The organism is uncultured Vagococcus sp., assembly GCF_963518325.1.
Taxonomy (GTDB): Bacteria; Bacillota; Bacilli; order Lactobacillales; family Vagococcaceae; genus Vagococcus_D.
In genome coordinates, this window is sequence record NZ_CAUQJB010000005.1 from 63,778 (window position 1) to 84,294 (window position 20,517).

Sequence of the window (20,517 nt, forward strand, 5' to 3'; positions counted from 1 at the left end):
TTTGAATACAATATTCATAAAATAGACTTTCAATTATGACTATCTTCATTTTTTTTTAAGTCTTGATTAAGTTTCTCTAATTGTCTATTAATTTCCGCTAGTCGTGGCTCTGTTTTAAATTTGTAGGTCTCAACTGATTTTTGCGTCTCTTCCTTAAAGGTTGGAATCACCTGAGCCGCAGTATCTTTTAGCGTTGCCAAAGAATCTTGAAACTCCTTTAAGCTGTCGTTTAAATCATAAGTTAAATCGGTGGCTTCATCCACCTCATTGATCAATTTACGACGCGTTTCATTGCCGCTTCTTGGGGCAAATAAGAGACCTAAAGTTCCTCCAACAACTGACCCAAATGCTAACCCCTTAATAAATTTCCCCAGCATTATTGACTCACCTGCCCATTTATTTTTCCAGCCAAAGCAACCATTTCATCTGAAGAATATTGACTACTATTGTCAGCAAACCTCATACTAAAATCATCTTTTTTACTATATCGAGGCAATAGATGAATATGAGAATGGAAGACGGATTGATAGGCCAGCTCTCGATTGTTGTTGACCAGATTTAAGCCTGCCATTTCTGGAAAAGCTTTTTCAATCGCCCGGGCAATCTTCGGCACTCGAGCAAACAACTGACTCGCCACCTCTTCATCATATTCAAAAATATCTGTCACATGTTTCTTAGGAATAACCAAGGTATGACCTTTAGTGGTTTGAGTTAAGTCTAAAAAGGCGTAAACCACCTCATCTTCATACACTTTATAGCTAGGAATCTCTTTGTTGACAATCTTACAAAAAATACAGTTATCCATCAATTCATTCGCTCCTTTTCTACTTTGTTGGCCTTGCTTCAATCAAGTCATAGTCACGTTACCTCCTATAATAAAGGATACTTCTAGTAAAAGTCAAAAGCTAATCCTTATTAGATCATTAATTCCATCTTTATTCACAATAATAACGAACATTTTTCTCAAGGGACTATGTTATAATTGAAACAAGAAAAGTAATCGGAGGCAAATAAATGAGTTTAGTGATTAAAAATTTAACTGGTGGCTATGGCCATATCCCAGTCCTAAAAGATATTAGTTTTGACGTTAGCAAAGGGGAAATGGTTGGCCTAATCGGTTTGAACGGTGCCGGTAAAAGTACTACCATTAAAAATATTATCGGTTTACTGACCCCACAGAAAGGCCGAATTGAAATTGATTCAGAAACCCTTCAGGCCAATCCAGAAAGCTATCGGAAAAAAATCGGCTACATTCCCGAAACACCAGCTCTTTATGAGGAGCTAACCCTGAAAGAACATATTGAAGTTACCGCCATGGCTTATGATATTCCCGTTGAAGAGGCTCATCGCCGAGCAGCGATTTTATTAAAGACCTTCCGCTTGGAAAATAAACTAGAATGGTTTCCTGCTCATTTCTCTAAAGGAATGAAACAAAAAGTGATGGTTCTCTGTGCCTTTTTAATTGAGCCAAGTCTTTATATTATTGATGAGCCCTTTTTGGGGTTGGATCCCCTTGCCATCCACGCCTTGCTGGAATTAATGAATGAGATGCGCCAACAAGGTGCTGCGATTTTGATGTCGACACATATTCTAGCCACAGCTGAAAAATACTGTGACCGCTTCGTGGTTCTTCATGAAGGTAATATTCGAGCTGTCGGCACAATTGATGACTTGCGCCGTGAGTTTAATTTACCTGGCTCCTCCTTAGATGACATCTATGTGGCCCTGACCAACGAAGAAGGAGCTACCGCCTAATGCAACAATTTTATAAAGACCGTTTAAGCCGTCATCAAACCAAGCTTATCCGTTATTTAAAATATGTTTTTAACGACCATGTTGTCTTGATTTCCTCTTTTTTACTGGGAGGATTTGGCCTTTATTATTCTGACTTAGTCAAAACATTGGACAGCCGTTTTATTTTAGGAAAACCCCTAATTGGCTTAATTTGGCTAATGGCTCTCTTTACCGGTCACTTGGCCACCTTGATGAAAGACGCTGACAAGGTCTTTCTTTTACCAAAAGAACGGCAGATGACGGCTTACTTAAAAGCAGCTTACCGCCATTCTCTAGTTTTGCCCTTAAGTTTTCTGCTACTTGCTGCCGGCATCTCCATGCCTTTATTAGTAGCGGTGGCTCGCTCATCAATTTTAGATTTTGCTATATTCGTATTAATGTTATGGTTGCTGAAAGCTAGCCATCTACTACAACAGTTTAACCCTTGCTTTTTAGCCAATCAGAAGACCCAAAAAAAAGAACAACTGATTTGGCTTCTGCTTGCATTAGTCGCTATCATAAGCTCTTTATATCTACATAGTCTCGCTGGTTTGCTGGTGGCCATTGTCTCACTTATTATCCAGTTTTCAGCAACCAAAAAGACCTTTGCCACTAAAAACTTGGACTGGGAAAATATGATTAGCAACGAGCAACAACGAATGAAGCGAATTTATCAATTCATCAACATGTTTACAGATGTGCCAGGTATTTCTGGGAAAGTCAAACGCCGTAGACTATTTGATGGCTTGTTAAATAAAATCAAGAAGACCTCTGAAAACACCTATCTCTACCTCTACAGTCGCAGTTTTGTTCGGGGAGCTGAGTATAGTGGTCTATTTATTCGACTCACCTTAGTCGGAATCATTGTTCTTATTTTTCTAAATGAATTTATGTTAGTTCTGATTGTCTCTTTGGTCATTATCTACTTGATTGGCTTCCAAATGATTCCCATGTATGGTCAATTTGATTACATGGTTATGACTGAACTTTACCCTTTAAATAACCAAGCTAAGAAAAAAGCCGTTAATACGCTAGTCAGATTGTTATTGCTGATTGTCGGTGTTATTTTCAGCCTCCTAGCTTTGATTGTCCTGCCTAATAAACTGGACAGTTTAATGGTTATTGCTGCCATCTTTGTGGAAATTTTGTTATTTACAACCCTTTATCTACCAAGTCGTTTGCGAAAAATCGATCGCTTTTAGTACAAAGAGAGGTCAGAACTTGACGAACGCCACTTAGGGTTTTACAATGAAAGATACTAATAGGAATACTTTCCAATTTTTGGTAGTAAAGTACTTCCTCAAAAACTTATTTGAGACAAATGTTAGGTGGAGAAGATATGGTTGATTTTCAATTTGATAAAAACTGGTCTCTCCAACCGATCAAAGGAGATACTGGCAAAGCGTATATGGGGATTAATGATGAAGCTGAGAAAGTTTTTATCAAACGTAATTCATCGCCTTTTTTAGCCGCACTCTCCCTGGAAGGAATTGCGCCCAAATTAATGTGGACAAAACGAACAGGTAATGGTGATGTCTTAACTGCCCAAGAGTGGCTAGACGGTTACTTATTAAATCCCCAAGACATTGGTCAACGGCAAGATGTTATTCAGATCATGCAGCATCTCCACCAGTCCGAATCGTTAAAAAATATGTTGTACCGGGTAGGTGGTGTTGAAAAGCAGGCGTTTGATTTTTTAAGTGCTTATGCCCAGGAACTCCCTACTGAACTTAAACGAAATCATTACTTGATGCGTGTCTTCCGTTATTTGGAGGACCATCTCCCTGATTCAGTTGAAGTCCAAGCCTGTCATGGCGATCCCATCCATCATAATTGGTTAGTATCAGACAACGGCCGACTTTATCTCGTGGACTGGGATGCGACTATGTTAGCCGATCCGGCGGCGGACCTTGGTGCGATTTTAGGTCGTTACGTCCCTTTTGACGACTGGTCACAATGGTTAGAAACCTACGGCATCAGAGAACCAGCCAAAAGCATTGAGCGTATTTATTGGTACAGTGGCATGGACTTTTTGCAGCGAATCAAAATCAGCTACCTGCAACAAAATTTAAAACAGATGAACCAAGAAATTCTTTTACTCAAGGAACTTTTCAGCTATTAATGAAAAAGATTACCCTTTAACCTCACTCTCTGATATACTATCAGAGAGTTTTTATATGAGATATCATGTCACGAGATGTCTGATTTTCAGCATGAATGACAGAATAAACAGAACAAAGGAGCGTTACATTATGCGTGTTAGAAACAAACCATGGGCCAAAGAACAAATTGAGGCAAACCCGCAGTACGTGGTTTCTGAACCAGCTATTTGGCGTGGTCGCTGGGAAGAACGGTTTGGTAATCGTCATCCCTTACACATTGAAGTTGGGTCTGGTAAAGGCCAATTTATTTATGGAATGGCAAAAGCTCATCCCGAGATTAACTATATCGCCATTGAAATTCAGCAAAGTGTCCTAATCGATATTTTAGACAAACAACTAGCAGAACCCTTAGCTAACTTGCAATTATTACATGTAGATGGTGGCTCAGTGACCGATTATTTTACCCCTCATGAAATTGCCCAAGTCTATTTAAATTTTTCTGATCCCTGGCCAAAAACCCGCCATGCTAAGCGGCGGTTGACTTACCACACTTTCTTAAAAGGGTATCAAGAGATCTTGCCGCCAAATGGCGAGCTTCATTTCAAAACAGATAATCGTGGGTTATTCGAGTATTCATTGGCCAGCTTTTCTCAGTATGGCATGATCTTAAAAGAAGTCTGGCTTGATTTGCACGCCAGTGATTTTGAAGGCAATATCATGACTGAATACGAAGAAAAATTCTCATCTAAAGGCCAGCCTATTTATCGGGTGGAGGCTTATTTTCCAGAAAAAAATTAAAAAAGTGACTAACAAGTGGATTTACTTGTTAGTCACTTTTTGTTATAAACGATAAATATCCAAGACAGTCCCTGTATACGCATCTGCGATAAACTCATATTGGACCATTTCTAAATCTTCCAACCGAGTAATGCCGCCTGTATATGTTTTTGATTTGATGGCAAATTTTTGTAAAGGTTGCTTACTAAATTCAATCCATGAGCCTTCGATTGGACCTTCTTTTAGAAAAGCAGACTTAACATTTTCCAAAATAACATCAGCATTGATTGTCTTATTTTTTTTGATCCACAATGCGCCTACTACGCCACCTATAGTTCCGACAACTACCCCCGCTAATAAACCTGCTCCCAGATAGTCGTATTTTTCATCTTCAAACATCCCTTAAACCTCCTCTATCAATAACCTCAATTTATTACGTTGAGTTTATTGTAGCATAGTTTTAAAGTTTCAACCTCAATCAACTTACTTTTTTAGTGAGATTGATTTTTTTTGAGCACTTTTACCAACAGGCGTAAATCGACTAGCGATTACTAGTAAACTATTTATCAGTAAAGGCCAGTAACTTCTTATAGATGGGGATCATCTCAGCTTCACCACTCATTTCGGCAATTTGCTCAAAAGGGACCCACTTAATCCCATTAGTTTCGACTTTATTTTGAATGAGTGGTTCTTCTTCATCAGCTACAATCACATAGGCGACCGACAAATGCTGGTGAGCTGACACCCATTTTCCCTTTTTCAAATGACCAATAACAGGAATGATGTCCAAACTAGTAATCTCCCTTGACAGAAGTTCTAAATCTGTTAAGCCAGTCTCCTCTTGAGCCTCCTTTAACGCGACCTCACAAAAATCTGGGTTGCCATCCACATGGCCCCCTGTCCAACACCAAGTATTGTAAATCTTATGATGAATAAATAAGGTTTTTGTCCGCTCGCGATTGACAATAAATCCCGAACTGCTAAAATGAGCGATGGTGTTTTCTCGGGTTAACAGATTATCAAAGAGATGACAATAAGCTAAGAGTTGCTTTTTATCCTGTTCTTCTTGAAGACAGGTTGGCTGATATGCCTGGATTAACGCTTCGATTGAATTCATTTTGACCTCCTAAACAATTACTGACTTGATGTCATCTTTAATTTTAACATAGCTTCGTCTTTTCTACGCCACTAAAGGTCAATAACCATTGAAGATTTAATCACAACCAGAGGCTAAACGAAGGTAACTCGATTCTCTATGACTTTAAGAGAAATCCATGAAAAAAAAGACGGCTTGCGTTATAATGGAAAGTAACAAGTGAAAGTGAGGTGGGGCTCTGCAAGTTGCAGAGAATCATATGGAAGAAAAAACATTTCAACTGATTAAAAAAATGACAGAAGCTCAAGGTACTAGTGGTTTTGAAGATGACGTCCGCGATATCATGAAAAAAGAAATGGCCCCTTATGTGGATTCGATTGAATTCGATGGTTTAGGTGGGATTTTTGGCATTAAGAAAAGCAAAATCGAGAAAGCTCCTCGTGTGATGTTAGCAGCACATATGGACGAAGTGGGTTTTATGCTCTCACAAATTACGGAAAATGGGCTGTTTAGAGTCGTGCCTTTAGGTGGTTGGAACCCCTATGTGGTTTCGGCACAGCGCTTTACGTTAAAAACTCGCAAAGGGAACTATCCGGTCATCTCCTCCTCTGTGCCCCCACATTTATTAAGAGGAACAGATGGGCAAGCCAAAGTTGAAGTGACGGACATTCTATTTGATGCTGGTTTTGACTCAAAAGAAGAAGCTGAGCGCTTTGGCGTTCGCCCTGGAGACAGCATCGTTCCAGACGTGGAAACCATTAAAACAGCTAATGGTAAAAATATTATTAGTAAAGCCTGGGATAATCGTTACGGCTGTATCCTTGTCATCGAAACCTTGGCAGCCTTAAAAGATGTGGACCTACCTTTCACCCTGATTGCTGGGGCAAACGTTCAGGAAGAAGTTGGCTTGCGCGGTGCCCGTCCTTCCACTCACAAATTTAAACCAGATTTATTTTTTGCAGTTGACTGTTCGCCTGCCAATGATTTGGAAAGTAAAAAGGACACCTTTGGTCATTTAGGAGAAGGCTTCTTAGTTCGAATTTTTGATCCCGGTATGATCACCTTGGGGAGAATGCGTGAATTTATCTTGGATGTGGCTGAATCAAACAACATTAATCACCAGTACTTTGTCTCTAAAGGCGGCACAGATGCTGGCGCAGCACATATGGTCAACGATGGCATTCCAAGTGCCGTTATCGGCGTTCCTGGCCGTTATATTCACACCCATCAAACCATGTTTAGCATCAGTGACTACGAAGCTGCTAAAGAAATGGCCATTACCACCATGAATACGTTAACCGCAGATAAAATTAATACCATTATTTATGGAAAGTAGGTACCTAGATGATTATTCCAACTTCTCTTGAAGAGTTAGCCAGTTATGTGGAAACAGGAAAAAAAATATTTTTTTTCACCGCTGACTGGTGTGGCGACTGCGTTTATATCAAACCAGCCATGTCAGAAATTGAAGCTGAATTTCCTGATTATACCTTTGTTCAAGTCGACCGCGATGAGTATATCGACTTATGTGCAGAATGGAACATCTTTGGAATTCCCAGCTTTATCGTCATTGAAGATGGCAAAGAAATTGGCCGTCTAGTTAATAAACATCGTAAAACAAAAACAGAAATTGTGACTTTTTTAAACAGTCTCTAACCTAAGGAAGGTGAGTAACATGTTAGAATCACAAGAATATCAAGCCATTTTAGTCGGAATTGATGGCAGTGAACAAGCACGAGAAGCCTTTGATAAGGCCGTCTCTGTGGCCAAACGAAATCAGGCAAAAATAGTCGTTGCCCACATTATTGAAAATCGACTATACGGCAATATGGGATATTCCTTAACCAATGCCGATCTATTGCAACAAGAAACAGACCTTTCAAAAGACATGCTCAACGAATACAAAGATTACGCCCACTCGAAAGGTTATGACAACGTGGAAACTATTTTAGCCTTTGGCTCTCCAAAAGTGTTAATGGCAGAGGAACTACCAGAAAAATACAACATTGATTTAATTATGGTTGGACAATCCGGGCTTAGCGCGGTGGAAAAACTTGTCATGGGAAGTGTCAGTGAATACATCATTCGCCATGCCCCCTGTGACGTCTTAGTGGTCCGTCCGACTGTTAGTGAATAATACATTGATTAAAGGAGCTCAACATGATTTTTAGTTACAATAAAGAAGCCGTCGGCGATACTCTCTTAGTAATTGCCGCAAACGTTAAAGGACAAGAGGTTAATCAAGACTCACGTGGATTAATTACGCGAGTTTTTGTTAAAGAGACAGGCGAAACTGTCGGTTGGAATTTTTTTGATATTTCAACTAAACTGACGGATTTAAAGGGAAATGGTCAAGTTCACTTAACTAATGAGCAACTAGCTCTTTTAAACGAGCTATTAGCTGCTGAGGGCTTTTCAGAGCAAGTGACTGATGATCGTCTGCCAAAGATCGTAACAGGCTTCGTGAAGAGTTGTAAGGTCCATCCTGACTCCGATCACCTTTCCATTACCCAAACAGAAGTTGACAATGGAGACATTTTACAAATTGTCTGTGGCGCCCCAAACATTAAAGCTGGTTTAAAAGTCGTAGTAGCTAAACCTGGTGCTATGATGCCTGACGGTCTAGTTATTTGGCCTGGTGAATTGCGCGGTGAAGTAAGTCACGGCATGATTTGCTCGGCTCGGGAACTGCATGTTCCTAACGCCCCAGTCGCTCGAGGCATTTTAGAATTGCCTTTTGACAATGAAGTCGGCAAAGAGTTTATCGGCAGCAACTATATCTTATAACTAAAAGAGGCGAACTTAGGATACCCTGAGTTCGCCTCTTTTTATTAATCCCCGTCTGAGTCTGCCACAACATTGTTCCAAATTGGTTTGCGATTAACCAAGTCTGATAAATCCCCTACTTTGACCCCTTTAGAATAATAGCCATCCAAAAGGCCCATCTGTTGGAAAATAGTTTGCTTATAGGCAATATCCGCATTCCACTCAACCGTATCCAAAATAGACAATGCCTTATGAAGTGCTACCACACCTGTCTCACCTGGCGTTAAAATTAAAACACCATGGCTGTCTAACAAATATTCTTTAGGCAAACTCAAATCACTTTTTATTTTCCGGCTAACGATTTCAGCTAATTCCGGTGAACAATTGGGTTCAAAATCCAATACTTCAATTTGGGTTACTTTTTGAGTTGCTTCAGTCAAATTTGGTAAGTTCAAGTGGCTTGTTGCCCAAAACATGGCATTTGGCGCATGGGCATGAAACACGCATTTAATGTCTGAGTTAGCCTTATAAGCCGCTGTATGCATGTTGATCTCCCGTGTTAATTCGCCTTCGCCAGTGATAATTTCGCAGGTCTCTGGATTCACAACTAGAATTTGCGAGGGACTCACTTTCCCATGATAAGCCTCTGACATCATCGATGGCGTCATTATCAGGTAGTCCTCCCCGTCTGGGCCTCGAGTTTTAAAGGAAAAATTACCACCTGCTGTATTGGTATTTTTTCGGTAGTAAGTCAGTTCAATCACCTCTGCTAAAGCTTGTCGCTCTCTTTCAAATACAATACGACCATCATTCATTTTACCTTCCTCCTCTGCTCTTACAAAAACAATCTGTTACTATTTAATAACCAGGTTTATCAAAACTAAGACCTATTGGATTTTTCGCAACCCTTTTTTTCTCTAATCCCTTTCATAAGACCTTCTGTTCTTATGCGCTTTGCCTTTTGTTCCTCATCAAATGCTTTAAACAAACTATCGTATCCCTTTTGGCGAATCCAAAAGCTCACTCCTATCGTCACGAAAAAATAGAGTAGCTGTTGCGTATAAAGGCCTAATAAAAATAAGCCGATTGCTACTAGTAAGAGAGCTAACCACATCTTTTTTTTATTACTCATTAATCTAACCACCTGATTCTTGTCCCTCTGTAGTTTCTATTTAATAATCATCCCGTGGAACCTGGTGTCTAATTATTATTAGAATGCCGATAGGACATTTCTCATTTGCGACGACACCCTAAAAACAGGATCTTGCTATTTTCCTGAAGGGTGTGGCGCTTTTTTATAGCGTTGTGACGGCACCTTTGCTTTCATCATCTCTTTGTACAGCCAATAAAATAACCCGATGAAAATGATGGCTCCTCCAACAGCTAAAAAATCACCTTTAAATGCCTCTGCAAATAAGATTCTAAACTCGGGTCCTTCAAGAGAGGACCAAGTAATCTCAGTTCCCTTGGCCACCTCAACTGCCACAGTCTTATTCGCTAATCCCGTTAATATTGGTGCAAAGTAAGTGGCACTGTATAAATAAAGGGGACTGTAAATAATTCCCAGTACAATCATTCGATACAGATTGCCGCCTGTTAAAAGTAACCCACCAACTGCAATCGAATAATTAATTACTCCGGCTAGCGGTAAAACCCCATTGCCAGGTAATACTAAAGCATAACCAATAAATACTGGAACTATGATAATCGCCGTTACCCAGACTTCTGAACGACCAGCCAGTATCGGCCAATCCAAGCCAATATAGACTTCTCTGTCCTTAAAACGTGATTTCATTAACTCAGACATAGCGTCAGCTAAAGGCGAAAGGGCTTGCATAAACATCTTACTAATCATTGGAAAAAGAGTCATGGCCGTTGCCACTTGAATCGCTAAATTTAAGGAACCTGATATTCCGTATGCCCCAGCAAAACCTAACAGCAGTCCAATGATAAATCCCATCACCGAGTTTTCAGAAAAGATACCTATTTTATTTTTCAGCGCAGCCGTATCCGCTTCTTTATTAAAAAAGGGAATCTTATCCATTAATTTATTAACCGGCAACATCAAGACAGCTGAAATGTTCATGAGATGAGTGACCGTTACTAATGGAATACCTGTTAAGTCTTGAATATGCTTTTGAAACATATCTCCCATCTTCAACTCTAAAATGACTTGTACAACTGCTACAATAAATCCGGCAATCAAGCTGCCACTTATAAAATAAACCAAATAGGCGGTCAAGGCTTTTCCCCAGACATTCCACATATCGACGTTTAATGTCTTAGTCAAATTTAAGACCAACATCAAAAAATTGACGCCTAAGACCACACCGAAAAAGACAAAGGCATATGACCATGACCAAGTGATACTGGCTGCTCCCGTCCACCCTAAATCCAATGCCGGTAAAACGATTCCCGTATTGTTGGCTAATGCCTCCGAAGCTGGACTGACAGCATTTGACATAAACCCAATCACCATATTCATTCCCGTAAAAGCAATGCCTAAAGTAATAGCTGACATGAAGGCCCGCTTAAAAGGCATCTTTGCAATCAGCCCTAAAACTAAGATAATCACCGGAACAAAAATAGCCGACCCTAAATCCAAGATATATTGTACAATGGATTGAAATAATTCCATTTTTTCACCTTCTCTTCCTTTTTAACTTTTTCACAAAACAACCTCTCCCATTTAAATCGTCTTGCTCACAATTTCCTGATAAACCTCTTCCATCCCCATCCCGGTTAAAAATGGAACCCCAGGAAAAACGTCAACACCCAGTCGTTCTGCTTCAGCTATGACTTCTGCATCAGGCTGCGCAATATAGACATAGATATCAGTACGAGGCAATTCACTTAGAATCGATTTATAATCAACTGCCTCTATCTGACAATTGACTCGATCCTTTTCAAACAATCCCTTAATTTTTTCTGCAATAGTGGTACTTGTAGCAACACCACTTCCACATGCTACAACTAACCGTTTAGTCATAATTAAGCACTCCTTCTCTTAAATAAACATCTAATACCTCTTTAAGACTGTCTCTACTAGTTGCTTCTTGGTAAGTTTGGACAAACCCTTCATTCATAAACAACATCATTAACGATGACAATAAGCCCACTTGTTTTTTGCCATCAGCCATACCTAAAAAGAAAAAATCCTTTGTTAACAACTCTTGACCGTCCCCCATTTGTTTCACCACTATGGCCTGATCCAGCCTGGTAATAAAAACAAACGGAGTTAAAATATGTTCAGGATTTCCATGTGGCAAAGCGATGTTGAGATACTGTGTTATGAGTCCCGTTGGAAATACTTCCTCTCGTTTAATCAACCCCCCGACATATGACTCTGTGACATAACCTAACTTAGCAAGTTTTTCACCAACGACTTGAAACAATTCACTTTCAGACACAACCTTTAAGTGAAATTCCATTAACTCTGGTTGAAACATCTCTGAAATTTCCAATTTCTCAGCCCTCCCTGTAACTCTTTTATCGATATTGTTTAACTTTGTTGTTCTCAGTTAAATCATACAACGTTAAATTCTAAATGTCAACGTTTTCAGGTTGTTTTTTTTTAAAATAGCAGTATAATAATAGTTAAGTCAAACAAAGTTGGACAAACATAGTCAAAATAATGACTTTTTCGAAAGGAGTACTAGCAAATGTTAAAAGCTGAACGTCAAGATAAAATTCTGGAACTATTAGATCAAGAAACGTTTATGACTGTCATTGATTTGGCAAAATTAATTAATGTCTCTGACATGACTATCAGAAGAGATATTCAAGAACTTGAGAAAAAAAAGAAATTGGTTAGACTATACGGGGGAGCACAAAAACTAAATATTAAAGAGATTGAGTTGCCGACAGACAAAAAAATAACTCTTCATATTGAGAAAAAGGAATACATTGGAAAACTGATGAATACCCTTATCCAAGAGAATGATGTGGTTTACTTAGGTGCGGGAACCACCATCTACTACGCGCTCCCGTTTATTACTAAAAAAAAATTATTAATTGTTACCAATAGCTTAATCACCTTTAATTACTTAATTAATCACACCACCTATAAAATCCTGTTAACCGGTGGAGAATTTTTGCCGACAACCGAAGAATTTATTGGTAAGCATGCTGAAAGTATCTTTGATACGTTAAATATCGATATTTCCTTTGCCGCCACCAATGGCATCTATAATAATAACATCACCACATCCAATTCACTTGAAGGAGAGATTCAACGGGCAGCATTCAGAAGTTCAAAAACAAAAATTATCGTCGCTGATAGTACTAAATTCAACACTTCAGACGTCTTTACCTTTTACAAACTAAGTGATTTGGATGCCGTCATCACAGATAATCAGTTGACTGAGACCCTCTTCAATCACTACAGCGAATTTGGAAAACTAATAAATAAATGAAAGTTGGCCACATATATGATTCTGACAGTTACTCTTAATCCCTCAATTGATTACCTTTATGCCAAAGATACCTTCACTTTAGGGGCTCAAAATCGCTTTACTGCTCCTGTCCGCATGATCGGTGGTAAAGGCATCAACGCAGGCAGAACCGCCACCATTTTAGGGTCTAAGGTCTTTGTTACAGGAGTGTTAGGAGGAACCAATGGTAAAATCGTGGAAAAACTTTTAAGTGCAGAAACATTTAAGCACCATTTTTTTCCTGTACCTGGGGAAACGCGCAACGCGATTACCATCATGCATGATCAAGGAATCCAAACAGAAATTGTTGAAGAAGGCCCGGAAATTGATCCCATAACCGAAAGAGCTCTTTTTGATTATGTCATCACCATGTGTCAACAACACCCTGACATCTCCGTTATCTGTCTGTCAGGCTCAGCTAACTCAACAAATGAGTTACTTTATCATGAATTGATTCAACTCATTTCCCATCATTTTCAAGACAGAATAAAGGTACTGGCGGACATCTCTGGGAACCAATTGAGGAATACCTTAGCCTCTGAAACTTTGCCTTTTTTTATCAAACCCAATTTACCTGAGTTTGGGGAATTGTTAGGAATTCCCCTCCACTCAAAAGCGGAAGTCTTCGATTATCTCAATCATCCCTTAGTTAAGCCGATTCCACTCCTATTAGTCTCCTGCGGCGAAGACGGAGCAGTGGCTAAATACAACGACTGCATTTACGATTTAAAGGTGCCGACCATTGAGCTCGTTAATCCCACTGGATCTGGTGATGCCACTGTTGGCGGTATCGCTTATGCTCTTGATCGTCACTTTGAGATTGAAGAGGTTCTTCGGTATGGCATGGTTAGCGGTGTTGCAAATGCCTTGGAAGAGGCTGTTGGCTTTGTTCAGCCTAACATCATTGCAAAGATGTTAAGCCAAGTTACCATTTCCATTCAATCGTAGACTATTGTCAAAAAAGCTCGAACTCTATTAATAGAGTTCGAGCTTTTCTTATTTAACATTTGGCAGATAGAAACTGCGATTATCCATGCCGAAAATTCGTTCCGTGTATTCTCCTGGCGCAATCGATTTTAAGGAACCTAACATCATTTGAATTGAGGCATCCATATTATCAATTTGATGTAATACTTCAGCTTCCAAAATACGAGGGCGAACTGGTGAACCATATTCCAGTAAGCCATGATGAGCTAAGATCATGTGTTTTAACACAATCACGTCTTCAGATCGCTCATCTAATTTCAAGGTTTGACAAGCTTTGGTAATCTCTTCATCCACAATCACTAAATGACCAATCAAATTACCAGCTAAGGTGTACTCAGTTGAAACGGGACCAGACAATTCAATGACCTTACCTAAATCGTGTAAAATAACACCGGCATAAAGGAGAGAGGCATTCAGATCTGGGTACTCTTTACAGATTGATTTAGCCAAGCGCAACATGGAAACAGTGTGATACGCCAAACCACCAGCAAAGGCATGATGATTTCGTTTAGCCGCCGGGTAATCAAAAAACTCAGATTGATATTGCGTCATTAAATGGCGAACAATGCGATTCCACGTAGCATTGGTAATTTCAAAAATAGTTTGATTGATTTCCTCGACCATCTCATCCCGTTGCATTGGTGCTTTTTCCATGTATAAGTGAGGCTGATTTGGTTCTTCATCCGTAGCTAGGCGCAGATGAATGATCTTGATTTGAGGATTACTTTGATAGACTTCTCGTTTGCCACCTAAAAAAACAACTTTACCAGGGACAAACTTCGAAATTTCATCTTCAGAGGCGTCCCAAAATTTACCATCAATCGAACCCGATGTGTCTTGGAAAGTAAAGGCAATAAATTTCTTTCCATTTTTGGCGATTCTAACATCTGCCTGTTTAACTAAGACAAAAATTTCAAAACTTTCGTCGACGGCTAATTCTCTTAATTTTTTCATACGAGCTCCTCCTATTTTCACACACTCTTAACCTTTGTCCATGATCTTATATCAAAACTGACTCACAAAGGGTTTCGTTATAATTGTTCCACTTGGTACTCTTTTTCATTGGCATATGCCAACAATTCTTGATCTGAGGTAAAACAAATCACTTGAACTGTTTCACTTAAGCGTCCCAATAATTGGAACAAACGCCGCTTGCGATGAGTATCGTAATGCAACCATCCGTCATCTATTATAACAGGCGCAAGCTGATCTTGGCTATGAAGTTGAATAAAGGCCAAGCGAATCGCCATGTAAAGCTGATCTCGCGTCCCCGTTGACAATTCACCCAATTGTAAACTTTCTTCTTCTTTCGTCACAACGATTAATTTGCCAGCGTCCATTTGACATTTATGGTAGGCACCTAAGGTTAATTCCTTGAAATAAGTACTCGTAGTTGCCAGTAAAACAGGCAATTGTTGGGTCGCTAAGAAATCTAATATATCCTGCATAACCGTCTCACTGACGCGATAAGTCATCCAATTTTCCGCTAACTGTCTTAATTCTGACTCGCTATTTTCTTGTTGCTGATACAACTCACTTAGCGTCCCATTGGATTCCTGTTGACGTATGGTAAACTTAACCTCTTGCAAATGCTGAGCAGTATCCTCATTTGCCTGCTTAAGCTCTCTAGTCTTCTGATCCTGTTTATGAGTCTTAGCCAGGACGTCAGGCAAACGGTAATCCGCCTTTAAGTCAAAGACCTCTTGAATTTGTCTCGTCAAATGTCCAACTTCAATTAATTGATTATTGCGTTCCTCTTGGCTGGCGAGAATGACGGGCAGTTCTTCAATCGTCTCCTCAGTAATCTTCGGAATCAACTCATTGATTTCCTGCAGCACCTCAACCTTACGCGCCCTCACGTCATTCAAAGGCTCACGCCAACGATGAATCCCTTGATTTTGCTCCGCTACAATTTGTTGCTTATTTTGCATCTCTTTATTAAATTCAACCAACTTACGAAAGACCGAATCTAACTCTTCTGACTCAACTGGCAACCATTCTGACATAAATTGAATGTCACGGCGATTTTTAGCCAAAGCTTCTCGAACATCACCTAATTCCAATAACGCCGTTTCCCGCTCCTTTTGAACAGCCACTAAGCGATCTCTTAGAGGAAACTCAAATAACCAACTGGCCATAGGTTCCGTCTCTTTAAACTGATACGTTTCGGCTAAAGCCACTTTTTGATACGTAATATTAACTAATAACTTTTGGGTCACTTCCAATTCAGCTGCTAGTTTTTCAATCTGCTCATCTAGCCTTGCAGGTGGTTCACTTACCTCCGCTGTTTCTTTCTGAGCTGCCCTCCAGCCAATCAAGACTGCAATAACACCCGCAACGAGACATACCAACAAGCCTAAAGGTAATTGCTTCATGACCATTAAAACCAATCCGACTGAGGCCACGATCAAAGCCACCATGTAACGCTGAATAATTGGTGGCTGCACCTCAGCTCGAGTTCGCTGACCAATAATAGTTGGATCCGGATGTTGCAACTGATCCAATGTCTTCATCTGCTGATCAAAGGCCGTTTCCTGAATGTGAAGAGCTTCTTCTAACTCTTTTTCTTTCTCAGACAATGCCGTAATATTAACTTTCGTCGGCTCATCTGGCGACCAATTTTCTTCTTCATCTGGCAAGTTTAACTGACTTTTTAATTGGTACAACTCTGCTTCCCTTTTGGCCAAAACCTCAGTTAGCCAACGATGACGGTTAAGAGCACTTTCCACCGTAGCTTGTTTCCCAGTCAAAGCTTGAATCTCCGACTCATTTTTCAAATAGAAAAGTGAGGCCGGACTTTCTTGACTCGCTAATAATTGCTCTGTCTTAAGTTCCTGATAGTGCTTCTCCTGACTAAGTAAAAACAGATAATTCTCATAGGCTTTGGCAGCCTTGGCCATTTTCTCTGCTTCAACTTGATCCTCTTGTCGATAATTAGTGATGCTGATTAACTGTTTGCGCTCTTCGTACAAAGGAAATAACTGTTGCTGTTTTTTTAATCGGTCTAATTCTGCTTCTGATACCTTTAGTTCCTTTTGCCCTGTTGCTAATCGTTCTTCAAAATAGTTAGCCGCTTGCAATTGTTTGCGGTACTCTTTTTCACTCTGTTCTTTCTGATTAACCCGCTGCTTAAGTTCTTGATAATCCGCTAATTTCTGATTAAGCTCTGGCAATCGGCCTGTGGGTTTATACAGTTCTTGCTGACGTTGTTGTAACAATTCTTTTGTTCCTAACAACCGTTTACTGCCAGATAAGCCAACAGCCAACAATAAATTTTGCAACCGCTGCTCACTTAAGTTTTTGATTTCCGTCAACTGCTCTTGTTGCAAGCTAAAGGCTTCATCAAAAACTTCTAAGGTAAGAGGATATAATAACTCCCTTAAGGTATTCTCATCGCCAATCTGCCCTTGATTCAAGTAAACATGTGCTTTTCCACGATTAGTCGTTTTAATCCGCTCCACCATAATTTCACCATGAACCGGGTGCTCAAAAATAACACGTCCACCATACAAACTGTTCCTTTTTGGTGTATAATCCTTAAAATTTTGGCGTTTGTGTGGAAAGCCAAATAAAATTTCTCTAATAAACTGGTAAATCGTTGATTTACCGGCCTCATTATCCCCATGAATTAACTGGAAAGTCTGATCCAATTCAATCACCTTGTCTTGCCATTTACCAAAACCGACGATCTCCAGACGCTTAATGATCATCTTTGCCACCACCTAATTCACGAACTAATAGCTCCTCAGCTTCTACCACCAAGTCCTGTCTTAACTCTTCATCTAACTCCACCAAGCGACTTAAGTCTGCTTGTCGATATAAATCACCCATTAACCCATTAAAGGATTCTTCATTTAAATAACGTCGGCTTAGTTGAGAAATCAACTCACGAGTGACGCCTAAAGGCAGTTCAACTCGCTCTTCATCAAGTTGTCGTTTAATCTCAAAAGGCCAGACTAGCTCTTGACTATCACCTAATTCGGACTGGAGGTAACGCAACAAACCACCATTTCGCAGTTCCATTTCCAGTGACTGCTCCAACTCAGTGTTCATCCCCAATAGAGTAATACTGGTCAGTTGAACCATAGGTGACGCCGCACCTTCTTTTAAGGAACTGGCCAATTGTTGCAACAATTCCTTTGTGGTGGTTAACTGACTTAACTCAACTGTCATAACGTCCCAGCTAACTTGATTTAAAGGATACCACTGATAATGCCAACCCTCTGATCCAGTTTCAATCATCAGAAAGCCTGCACTATTAGCCTCTTTCTTAGTGTGCCCTAAAGGACTGCCAGGATAGATCATCAAGGGATCCTCGCTAATAACCATAGGCTGATGAATATGACCAAGGGCCCAATAATCATAGCCTTTAGCTTTCATCTCACCTAACGTAAAAGGAGCATACTGTTGAGTTGACTGGCTCTTTCCTTGTTGGCCATGATACATGCCAATATGATAAACAGCCTGACTGTCTCTGGTAGGAAACTGAGAGACCTTGCTCTCATTAATCCAGCGTTCTTCATAAGAAAAGCCGGAAATAGCGACTTTTTCCTGTTGTTTCGTCGTTATACAGTGAGTGGTTACCTCTTGCTCTTTTAGCAGCACCACGTTCTCAGGAAACTCAAACCAATAGTTATCCGGTAAATAATAGTCGTGGTTGCCAAAACTCATCACGACCGGTATTTGATGCCTATTTAAGCGATTCATCGCGTTTATCAATAATTGTTGTGTCTGGATAGTCACCACAGAATGATGGAAAGTATCACCTACTATTAAAATAAAATCAACATTTTCCGTAATAGCTTGCTGTACCACTTGTTTAATCATCTTTTCATGTTGTTCCACTAATTCAGCTAATAAGCGAGCTGGGAGCTTTCCTAAGCCTTCAAAAGGTTGATCTAAATGCAAATCTGCTAAATGAATAAATTTCATCAAAAAAACTCCTTTCACTCTTTCAATCATACTGATTTTCAGCCTAAATTACTAGTGTCTATCGAATAAATAGCCAGAAAAATAACAATAAATAAAAAAAGCCCTTGCCAAAATGACAAAAGGGCAACTGACGACTGGACTAGTCAGCGTATAATTCTTGAATTGGTTTCATGATAATGCGATTTAAGTCATTCACAATCATGCTGAAAGTTTGTTCTTTGGTCATCAAATCGTTGATTAAACCTGATTCTTGAACTTTTCCAGCTAATTCTTGTGCTTGTTGAGCATCTTCATCAGAAAATTCTTCACCTTGCATTTGTTTTTGTTGTAACTCAACTTGCAAGTTTTGGAATTGCTTAAATAATGCATAGGCCTCTTCATCGGCTTTAACTACATCAAAGGCTTCTTTCAATGCCAAGAATTCTGGCAATTGGCGAATTTCTCTTTCGATTTGATTCGCACTATCGTAAATATTAACTGTCATAGATGTCATCCTTCTCTCTTCAATTTATCTCCTTAATTGTAACATTCTTTCATTTCAATTCAAATATTTACTTAATATTCTCAGGATTTCTTTAGATTGCCCAATAAACTTGACCATCCTTTGTTCGTCCCAAAAAACCATATTCAACCAAATAACGACGAATGCTAACATAATCATCAAACATTTGACTGGCAAGTTCATTGACTTCTCGTTCGGTGTAATTGCGGTTCAAGGTAAATCTTTTCATTAATTCCTGAAGCAAGACAATTTTCTTTTTTTCTTTACTAGGAATAATCCGTGCCCGCCCATCAGCACCCAAATGATTGTTTAACGTTTCGACACGGAACGACTCACTAATCTCAAATCGTTGATCCCTTTCAGTCATCTGCCCACTCCCTTTCTCTTTATCCAGTAAACTCATCATCGCATTTAAAACCATTCCTTGACGGCACTTTTCACGTAGCTTAAACCGGTGATTACGAACTGTTGCTGGAATCACATTCATGCGCTGAGCAATTTCTTTATCTGTCAGTCCTCGGGCAAACAATTTGAAGACCTCATGTTGAATTTCAGAAAGCCCGGTTTCTTTACGGTCCAGTTCTAACAAAGGCTGTAACGCATTACCATGACTGTTTTTAAGATGGTTGATCATATGGTGCTCTGCCGTTTCGAACAAGTCACCGAAGGGATAAATCACCCCATCTTCATAACGTGCTTCGCAATGCAAACACCTATAAGCCCCATCTTTATGTTGATAACCTCTTTGCAAATCAACATAATCCATCTCCATCGCCTCCATTCACATGATTCGTTTGTTTATATACTAACATTTTTTATTTTGTTTGTAAACAGTCCGATTATTACTATCTTCGAAATGTTCCTGCTAACCTCTTGTGAACGGTCAAAAAGAGGCTGAGATAATAGTCCCAGCCTCCGATATTTTTACAAACATTGTGCGATAGGCGCGCTCAAAAAGACTGCTCTCTTCGATTTCCCTTGTCTCTATTTGCTACCGTTGTTCTTGCGTTTTAATGCGTAGAGACAAAGGACAATGTAGTAAAGCAATAAGAACAACGAAGCTTGCCTAGTGCTCGGAGCATGCGCTTATCTGTGATGAGTTGTCCAACGAGGAAACAAAATGACTTTATGTCCCAGCTTGTTTCCTAT

Annotated in this window: 24 protein-coding genes; 10 read left to right on the top strand and 14 right to left on the bottom strand. The window is 39.7% G+C overall.

The features are described 5' to 3' along the window. Positions 1 to 29: 29 nt before the first annotated feature. Together RWN13_RS06505 and RWN13_RS06510 are read right to left on the bottom strand one after the other, a co-directional pair. On the bottom strand, positions 30 to 377 hold the full coding sequence (locus tag RWN13_RS06505) for a YtxH domain-containing protein (protein ID WP_314061656.1): 348 nt from the start codon (positions 375 to 377) through the stop codon (positions 30 to 32). Then, complete coding sequence (locus tag RWN13_RS06510) at positions 377 to 805, bottom strand: HIT family protein (protein ID WP_314061657.1); 429 nt, start codon at positions 803 to 805, stop codon at positions 377 to 379. The genes RWN13_RS06505 and RWN13_RS06510 overlap by 1 nt, the downstream gene beginning before the upstream one ends. 209 nt (positions 806 to 1,014) lie before the next feature. On the opposite strand from RWN13_RS06510, the gene RWN13_RS06515 reads away from it, so the two are divergent. The 4 genes from RWN13_RS06515 to trmB all read left to right on the top strand — a co-directional run bounded on the left by RWN13_RS06515 (position 1,015) and on the right by trmB (position 4,673). After that, the gene (locus RWN13_RS06515; RefSeq protein ID WP_314061658.1) at positions 1,015 to 1,755 is read left to right on the top strand and encodes an ABC transporter ATP-binding protein; all 741 of its coding nucleotides are present in this window, start codon (positions 1,015 to 1,017) and stop codon (positions 1,753 to 1,755) included. After that, complete coding sequence (locus tag RWN13_RS06520) at positions 1,755 to 2,975, top strand: ABC transporter permease (RefSeq protein ID WP_314061659.1); 1,221 nt, start codon at positions 1,755 to 1,757, stop codon at positions 2,973 to 2,975. The genes RWN13_RS06515 and RWN13_RS06520 overlap by 1 nt, the downstream gene beginning before the upstream one ends. Before the next feature lie 137 nt (positions 2,976 to 3,112). Next, entirely contained in the window at positions 3,113 to 3,895 is a 783-nt protein-coding gene (locus tag RWN13_RS06525) for a phosphotransferase family protein (protein ID WP_314061661.1), read from the top strand. Positions 3,896 to 4,025: 130 nt separating this feature from the next. Continuing rightward, positions 4,026 to 4,673 (top strand): tRNA (guanosine(46)-N7)-methyltransferase TrmB, encoded by a 648-nt coding sequence (gene trmB, locus RWN13_RS06530; RefSeq protein WP_314061662.1) that lies wholly within the window; start codon positions 4,026 to 4,028, stop codon positions 4,671 to 4,673. A 42-nt stretch (positions 4,674 to 4,715) separates the two neighbouring features. Here the strand turns inward: trmB and RWN13_RS06535 are convergent, their stop codons facing one another. After that, a complete protein-coding gene (locus RWN13_RS06535) occupies positions 4,716 to 5,051 on the bottom strand; it encodes a PepSY domain-containing protein (RefSeq protein ID WP_314061664.1) in 336 nt (111 codons plus the stop codon). Positions 5,052 to 5,211: 160 nt separating this feature from the next. After that, complete coding sequence (locus RWN13_RS06540; protein WP_314061666.1) at positions 5,212 to 5,769, bottom strand: NUDIX hydrolase; 558 nt, start codon at positions 5,767 to 5,769, stop codon at positions 5,212 to 5,214. 238 nt (positions 5,770 to 6,007) lie between these two features. Here RWN13_RS06540 and pepA point away from each other — a divergent pair, with 238 nt between their 5' ends. The 4 genes from pepA to ytpR are packed head-to-tail and all read left to right on the top strand — an operon-like array spanning position 6,008 to position 8,535. Next, positions 6,008 to 7,084, top strand: a complete 1,077-nt coding sequence (gene pepA, locus RWN13_RS06545; protein ID WP_314061668.1) for a glutamyl aminopeptidase — start codon at positions 6,008 to 6,010, stop codon at positions 7,082 to 7,084. 8 nt (positions 7,085 to 7,092) lie between these two features. Beyond that, positions 7,093 to 7,404: a thioredoxin family protein gene (locus RWN13_RS06550; RefSeq protein WP_314061670.1), complete on the top strand. Its 312-nt coding sequence runs from the start codon at positions 7,093 to 7,095 to the stop codon at positions 7,402 to 7,404. 19 nt (positions 7,405 to 7,423) lie between these two features. Then, positions 7,424 to 7,885 carry a universal stress protein gene (locus RWN13_RS06555; protein WP_314061671.1) on the top strand — a complete coding sequence of 154 codons (462 nt, stop codon included), beginning with the start codon at positions 7,424 to 7,426 and terminating at the stop codon, positions 7,883 to 7,885. A 23-nt stretch (positions 7,886 to 7,908) separates the two neighbouring features. Continuing rightward, entirely contained in the window at positions 7,909 to 8,535 is a 627-nt protein-coding gene (gene ytpR / locus RWN13_RS06560) for a YtpR family tRNA-binding protein (protein ID WP_314061672.1), read from the top strand. 44 nt (positions 8,536 to 8,579) lie between these two features. Here the strand turns inward: ytpR and RWN13_RS06565 are convergent, their stop codons facing one another. The 5 genes from RWN13_RS06565 to RWN13_RS06585 all read right to left on the bottom strand — a co-directional run bounded on the left by RWN13_RS06565 (position 8,580) and on the right by RWN13_RS06585 (position 11,978). Further along, the gene (locus RWN13_RS06565; RefSeq protein WP_314061673.1) at positions 8,580 to 9,329 is read right to left on the bottom strand and encodes a class II aldolase/adducin family protein; all 750 of its coding nucleotides are present in this window, start codon (positions 9,327 to 9,329) and stop codon (positions 8,580 to 8,582) included. Positions 9,330 to 9,394: 65 nt separating this feature from the next. Then, entirely contained in the window at positions 9,395 to 9,646 is a 252-nt protein-coding gene (locus tag RWN13_RS06570; protein WP_314061674.1) for a hypothetical protein, read from the bottom strand. A 135-nt stretch (positions 9,647 to 9,781) separates the two neighbouring features. Next, the gene (locus RWN13_RS06575) at positions 9,782 to 11,152 is read right to left on the bottom strand and encodes a PTS transporter subunit IIC (protein WP_314061676.1); all 1,371 of its coding nucleotides are present in this window, start codon (positions 11,150 to 11,152) and stop codon (positions 9,782 to 9,784) included. A gap of 51 nt (positions 11,153 to 11,203) precedes the next feature. Beyond that, positions 11,204 to 11,503 carry a PTS sugar transporter subunit IIB gene (locus tag RWN13_RS06580; RefSeq protein WP_314061677.1) on the bottom strand — a complete coding sequence of 100 codons (300 nt, stop codon included), beginning with the start codon at positions 11,501 to 11,503 and terminating at the stop codon, positions 11,204 to 11,206. Further along, positions 11,496 to 11,978, bottom strand: a complete 483-nt coding sequence (locus tag RWN13_RS06585) for a PTS sugar transporter subunit IIA (protein WP_314061679.1) — start codon at positions 11,976 to 11,978, stop codon at positions 11,496 to 11,498. The genes RWN13_RS06580 and RWN13_RS06585 overlap by 8 nt, the downstream gene beginning before the upstream one ends. Before the next feature lie 198 nt (positions 11,979 to 12,176). Here RWN13_RS06585 and RWN13_RS06590 point away from each other — a divergent pair, with 198 nt between their 5' ends. After that, on the top strand, positions 12,177 to 12,929 hold the full coding sequence (locus tag RWN13_RS06590; protein WP_314061680.1) for a DeoR/GlpR family DNA-binding transcription regulator: 753 nt from the start codon (positions 12,177 to 12,179) through the stop codon (positions 12,927 to 12,929). A 15-nt stretch (positions 12,930 to 12,944) separates the two neighbouring features. After that, positions 12,945 to 13,895, top strand: a complete 951-nt coding sequence (locus RWN13_RS06595; protein WP_314061682.1) for a 1-phosphofructokinase family hexose kinase — start codon at positions 12,945 to 12,947, stop codon at positions 13,893 to 13,895. 48 nt (positions 13,896 to 13,943) lie between these two features. Here RWN13_RS06595 and RWN13_RS06600 read toward each other — a convergent pair whose 3' ends face one another. From RWN13_RS06600 to RWN13_RS06620, 5 genes are all read right to left on the bottom strand, one after another. Next, complete coding sequence (locus RWN13_RS06600) at positions 13,944 to 14,888, bottom strand: HD domain-containing protein (RefSeq protein WP_314061683.1); 945 nt, start codon at positions 14,886 to 14,888, stop codon at positions 13,944 to 13,946. A 77-nt stretch (positions 14,889 to 14,965) separates the two neighbouring features. Further along, positions 14,966 to 17,644, bottom strand: coding sequence for an AAA family ATPase (locus RWN13_RS06605; protein WP_314061684.1), 2,679 nt, complete (start codon positions 17,642 to 17,644; stop codon positions 14,966 to 14,968). Then, positions 17,634 to 18,866: a DNA repair exonuclease gene (locus RWN13_RS06610; RefSeq protein WP_314061685.1), complete on the bottom strand. Its 1,233-nt coding sequence runs from the start codon at positions 18,864 to 18,866 to the stop codon at positions 17,634 to 17,636. The genes RWN13_RS06605 and RWN13_RS06610 overlap by 11 nt, the downstream gene beginning before the upstream one ends. 139 nt (positions 18,867 to 19,005) lie before the next feature. After that, positions 19,006 to 19,350 carry a YlbF family regulator gene (locus tag RWN13_RS06615; RefSeq protein WP_314061686.1) on the bottom strand — a complete coding sequence of 115 codons (345 nt, stop codon included), beginning with the start codon at positions 19,348 to 19,350 and terminating at the stop codon, positions 19,006 to 19,008. Positions 19,351 to 19,441: 91 nt separating this feature from the next. Further along, positions 19,442 to 20,134, bottom strand: coding sequence for a DUF2087 domain-containing protein (locus RWN13_RS06620; RefSeq protein WP_314061687.1), 693 nt, complete (start codon positions 20,132 to 20,134; stop codon positions 19,442 to 19,444). Positions 20,135 to 20,517: the final 383 nt, after the last annotated feature.

What these genes read in the sequence shown, in the direction of transcription:
- RWN13_RS06505 (WP_314061656.1), bottom strand. Translation starts at nt 377, where the DNA reads ATGCTGGGGAAATTTATTAAGGGGTTAGCATTTGGGTCAGTTGTTGGA.
- RWN13_RS06595 (WP_314061682.1), top strand. Translation starts at nt 12,945, where the DNA reads ATGATTCTGACAGTTACTCTTAATCCCTCAATTGATTACCTTTATGCC.
- RWN13_RS06615 (WP_314061686.1), bottom strand. Translation starts at nt 19,350, where the DNA reads ATGACAGTTAATATTTACGATAGTGCGAATCAAATCGAAAGAGAAATT.
- RWN13_RS06590 (WP_314061680.1), top strand. Translation starts at nt 12,177, where the DNA reads ATGTTAAAAGCTGAACGTCAAGATAAAATTCTGGAACTATTAGATCAA.
- RWN13_RS06535 (WP_314061664.1), bottom strand. Translation starts at nt 5,051, where the DNA reads ATGTTTGAAGATGAAAAATACGACTATCTGGGAGCAGGTTTATTAGCG.
- RWN13_RS06540 (WP_314061666.1), bottom strand. Translation starts at nt 5,769, where the DNA reads ATGAATTCAATCGAAGCGTTAATCCAGGCATATCAGCCAACCTGTCTT.
- RWN13_RS06565 (WP_314061673.1), bottom strand. Translation starts at nt 9,329, where the DNA reads ATGAATGATGGTCGTATTGTATTTGAAAGAGAGCGACAAGCTTTAGCA.
- RWN13_RS06620 (WP_314061687.1), bottom strand. Translation starts at nt 20,134, where the DNA reads ATGGATTATGTTGATTTGCAAAGAGGTTATCAACATAAAGATGGGGCT.
- RWN13_RS06570 (WP_314061674.1), bottom strand. Translation starts at nt 9,646, where the DNA reads ATGAGTAATAAAAAAAAGATGTGGTTAGCTCTCTTACTAGTAGCAATC.
- RWN13_RS06605 (WP_314061684.1), bottom strand. Translation starts at nt 17,644, where the DNA reads ATGATCATTAAGCGTCTGGAGATCGTCGGTTTTGGTAAATGGCAAGAC.
- RWN13_RS06520 (WP_314061659.1), top strand. Translation starts at nt 1,755, where the DNA reads ATGCAACAATTTTATAAAGACCGTTTAAGCCGTCATCAAACCAAGCTT.
- trmB (WP_314061662.1), top strand. Translation starts at nt 4,026, where the DNA reads ATGCGTGTTAGAAACAAACCATGGGCCAAAGAACAAATTGAGGCAAAC.
- RWN13_RS06555 (WP_314061671.1), top strand. Translation starts at nt 7,424, where the DNA reads ATGTTAGAATCACAAGAATATCAAGCCATTTTAGTCGGAATTGATGGC.
- ytpR (WP_314061672.1), top strand. Translation starts at nt 7,909, where the DNA reads ATGATTTTTAGTTACAATAAAGAAGCCGTCGGCGATACTCTCTTAGTA.
- RWN13_RS06580 (WP_314061677.1), bottom strand. Translation starts at nt 11,503, where the DNA reads ATGACTAAACGGTTAGTTGTAGCATGTGGAAGTGGTGTTGCTACAAGT.
- RWN13_RS06510 (WP_314061657.1), bottom strand. Translation starts at nt 805, where the DNA reads ATGGATAACTGTATTTTTTGTAAGATTGTCAACAAAGAGATTCCTAGC.
- pepA (WP_314061668.1), top strand. Translation starts at nt 6,008, where the DNA reads ATGGAAGAAAAAACATTTCAACTGATTAAAAAAATGACAGAAGCTCAA.
- RWN13_RS06550 (WP_314061670.1), top strand. Translation starts at nt 7,093, where the DNA reads ATGATTATTCCAACTTCTCTTGAAGAGTTAGCCAGTTATGTGGAAACA.
- RWN13_RS06610 (WP_314061685.1), bottom strand. Translation starts at nt 18,866, where the DNA reads ATGAAATTTATTCATTTAGCAGATTTGCATTTAGATCAACCTTTTGAA.
- RWN13_RS06575 (WP_314061676.1), bottom strand. Translation starts at nt 11,152, where the DNA reads ATGGAATTATTTCAATCCATTGTACAATATATCTTGGATTTAGGGTCG.
- RWN13_RS06525 (WP_314061661.1), top strand. Translation starts at nt 3,113, where the DNA reads ATGGTTGATTTTCAATTTGATAAAAACTGGTCTCTCCAACCGATCAAA.
- RWN13_RS06515 (WP_314061658.1), top strand. Translation starts at nt 1,015, where the DNA reads ATGAGTTTAGTGATTAAAAATTTAACTGGTGGCTATGGCCATATCCCA.
- RWN13_RS06600 (WP_314061683.1), bottom strand. Translation starts at nt 14,888, where the DNA reads ATGAAAAAATTAAGAGAATTAGCCGTCGACGAAAGTTTTGAAATTTTT.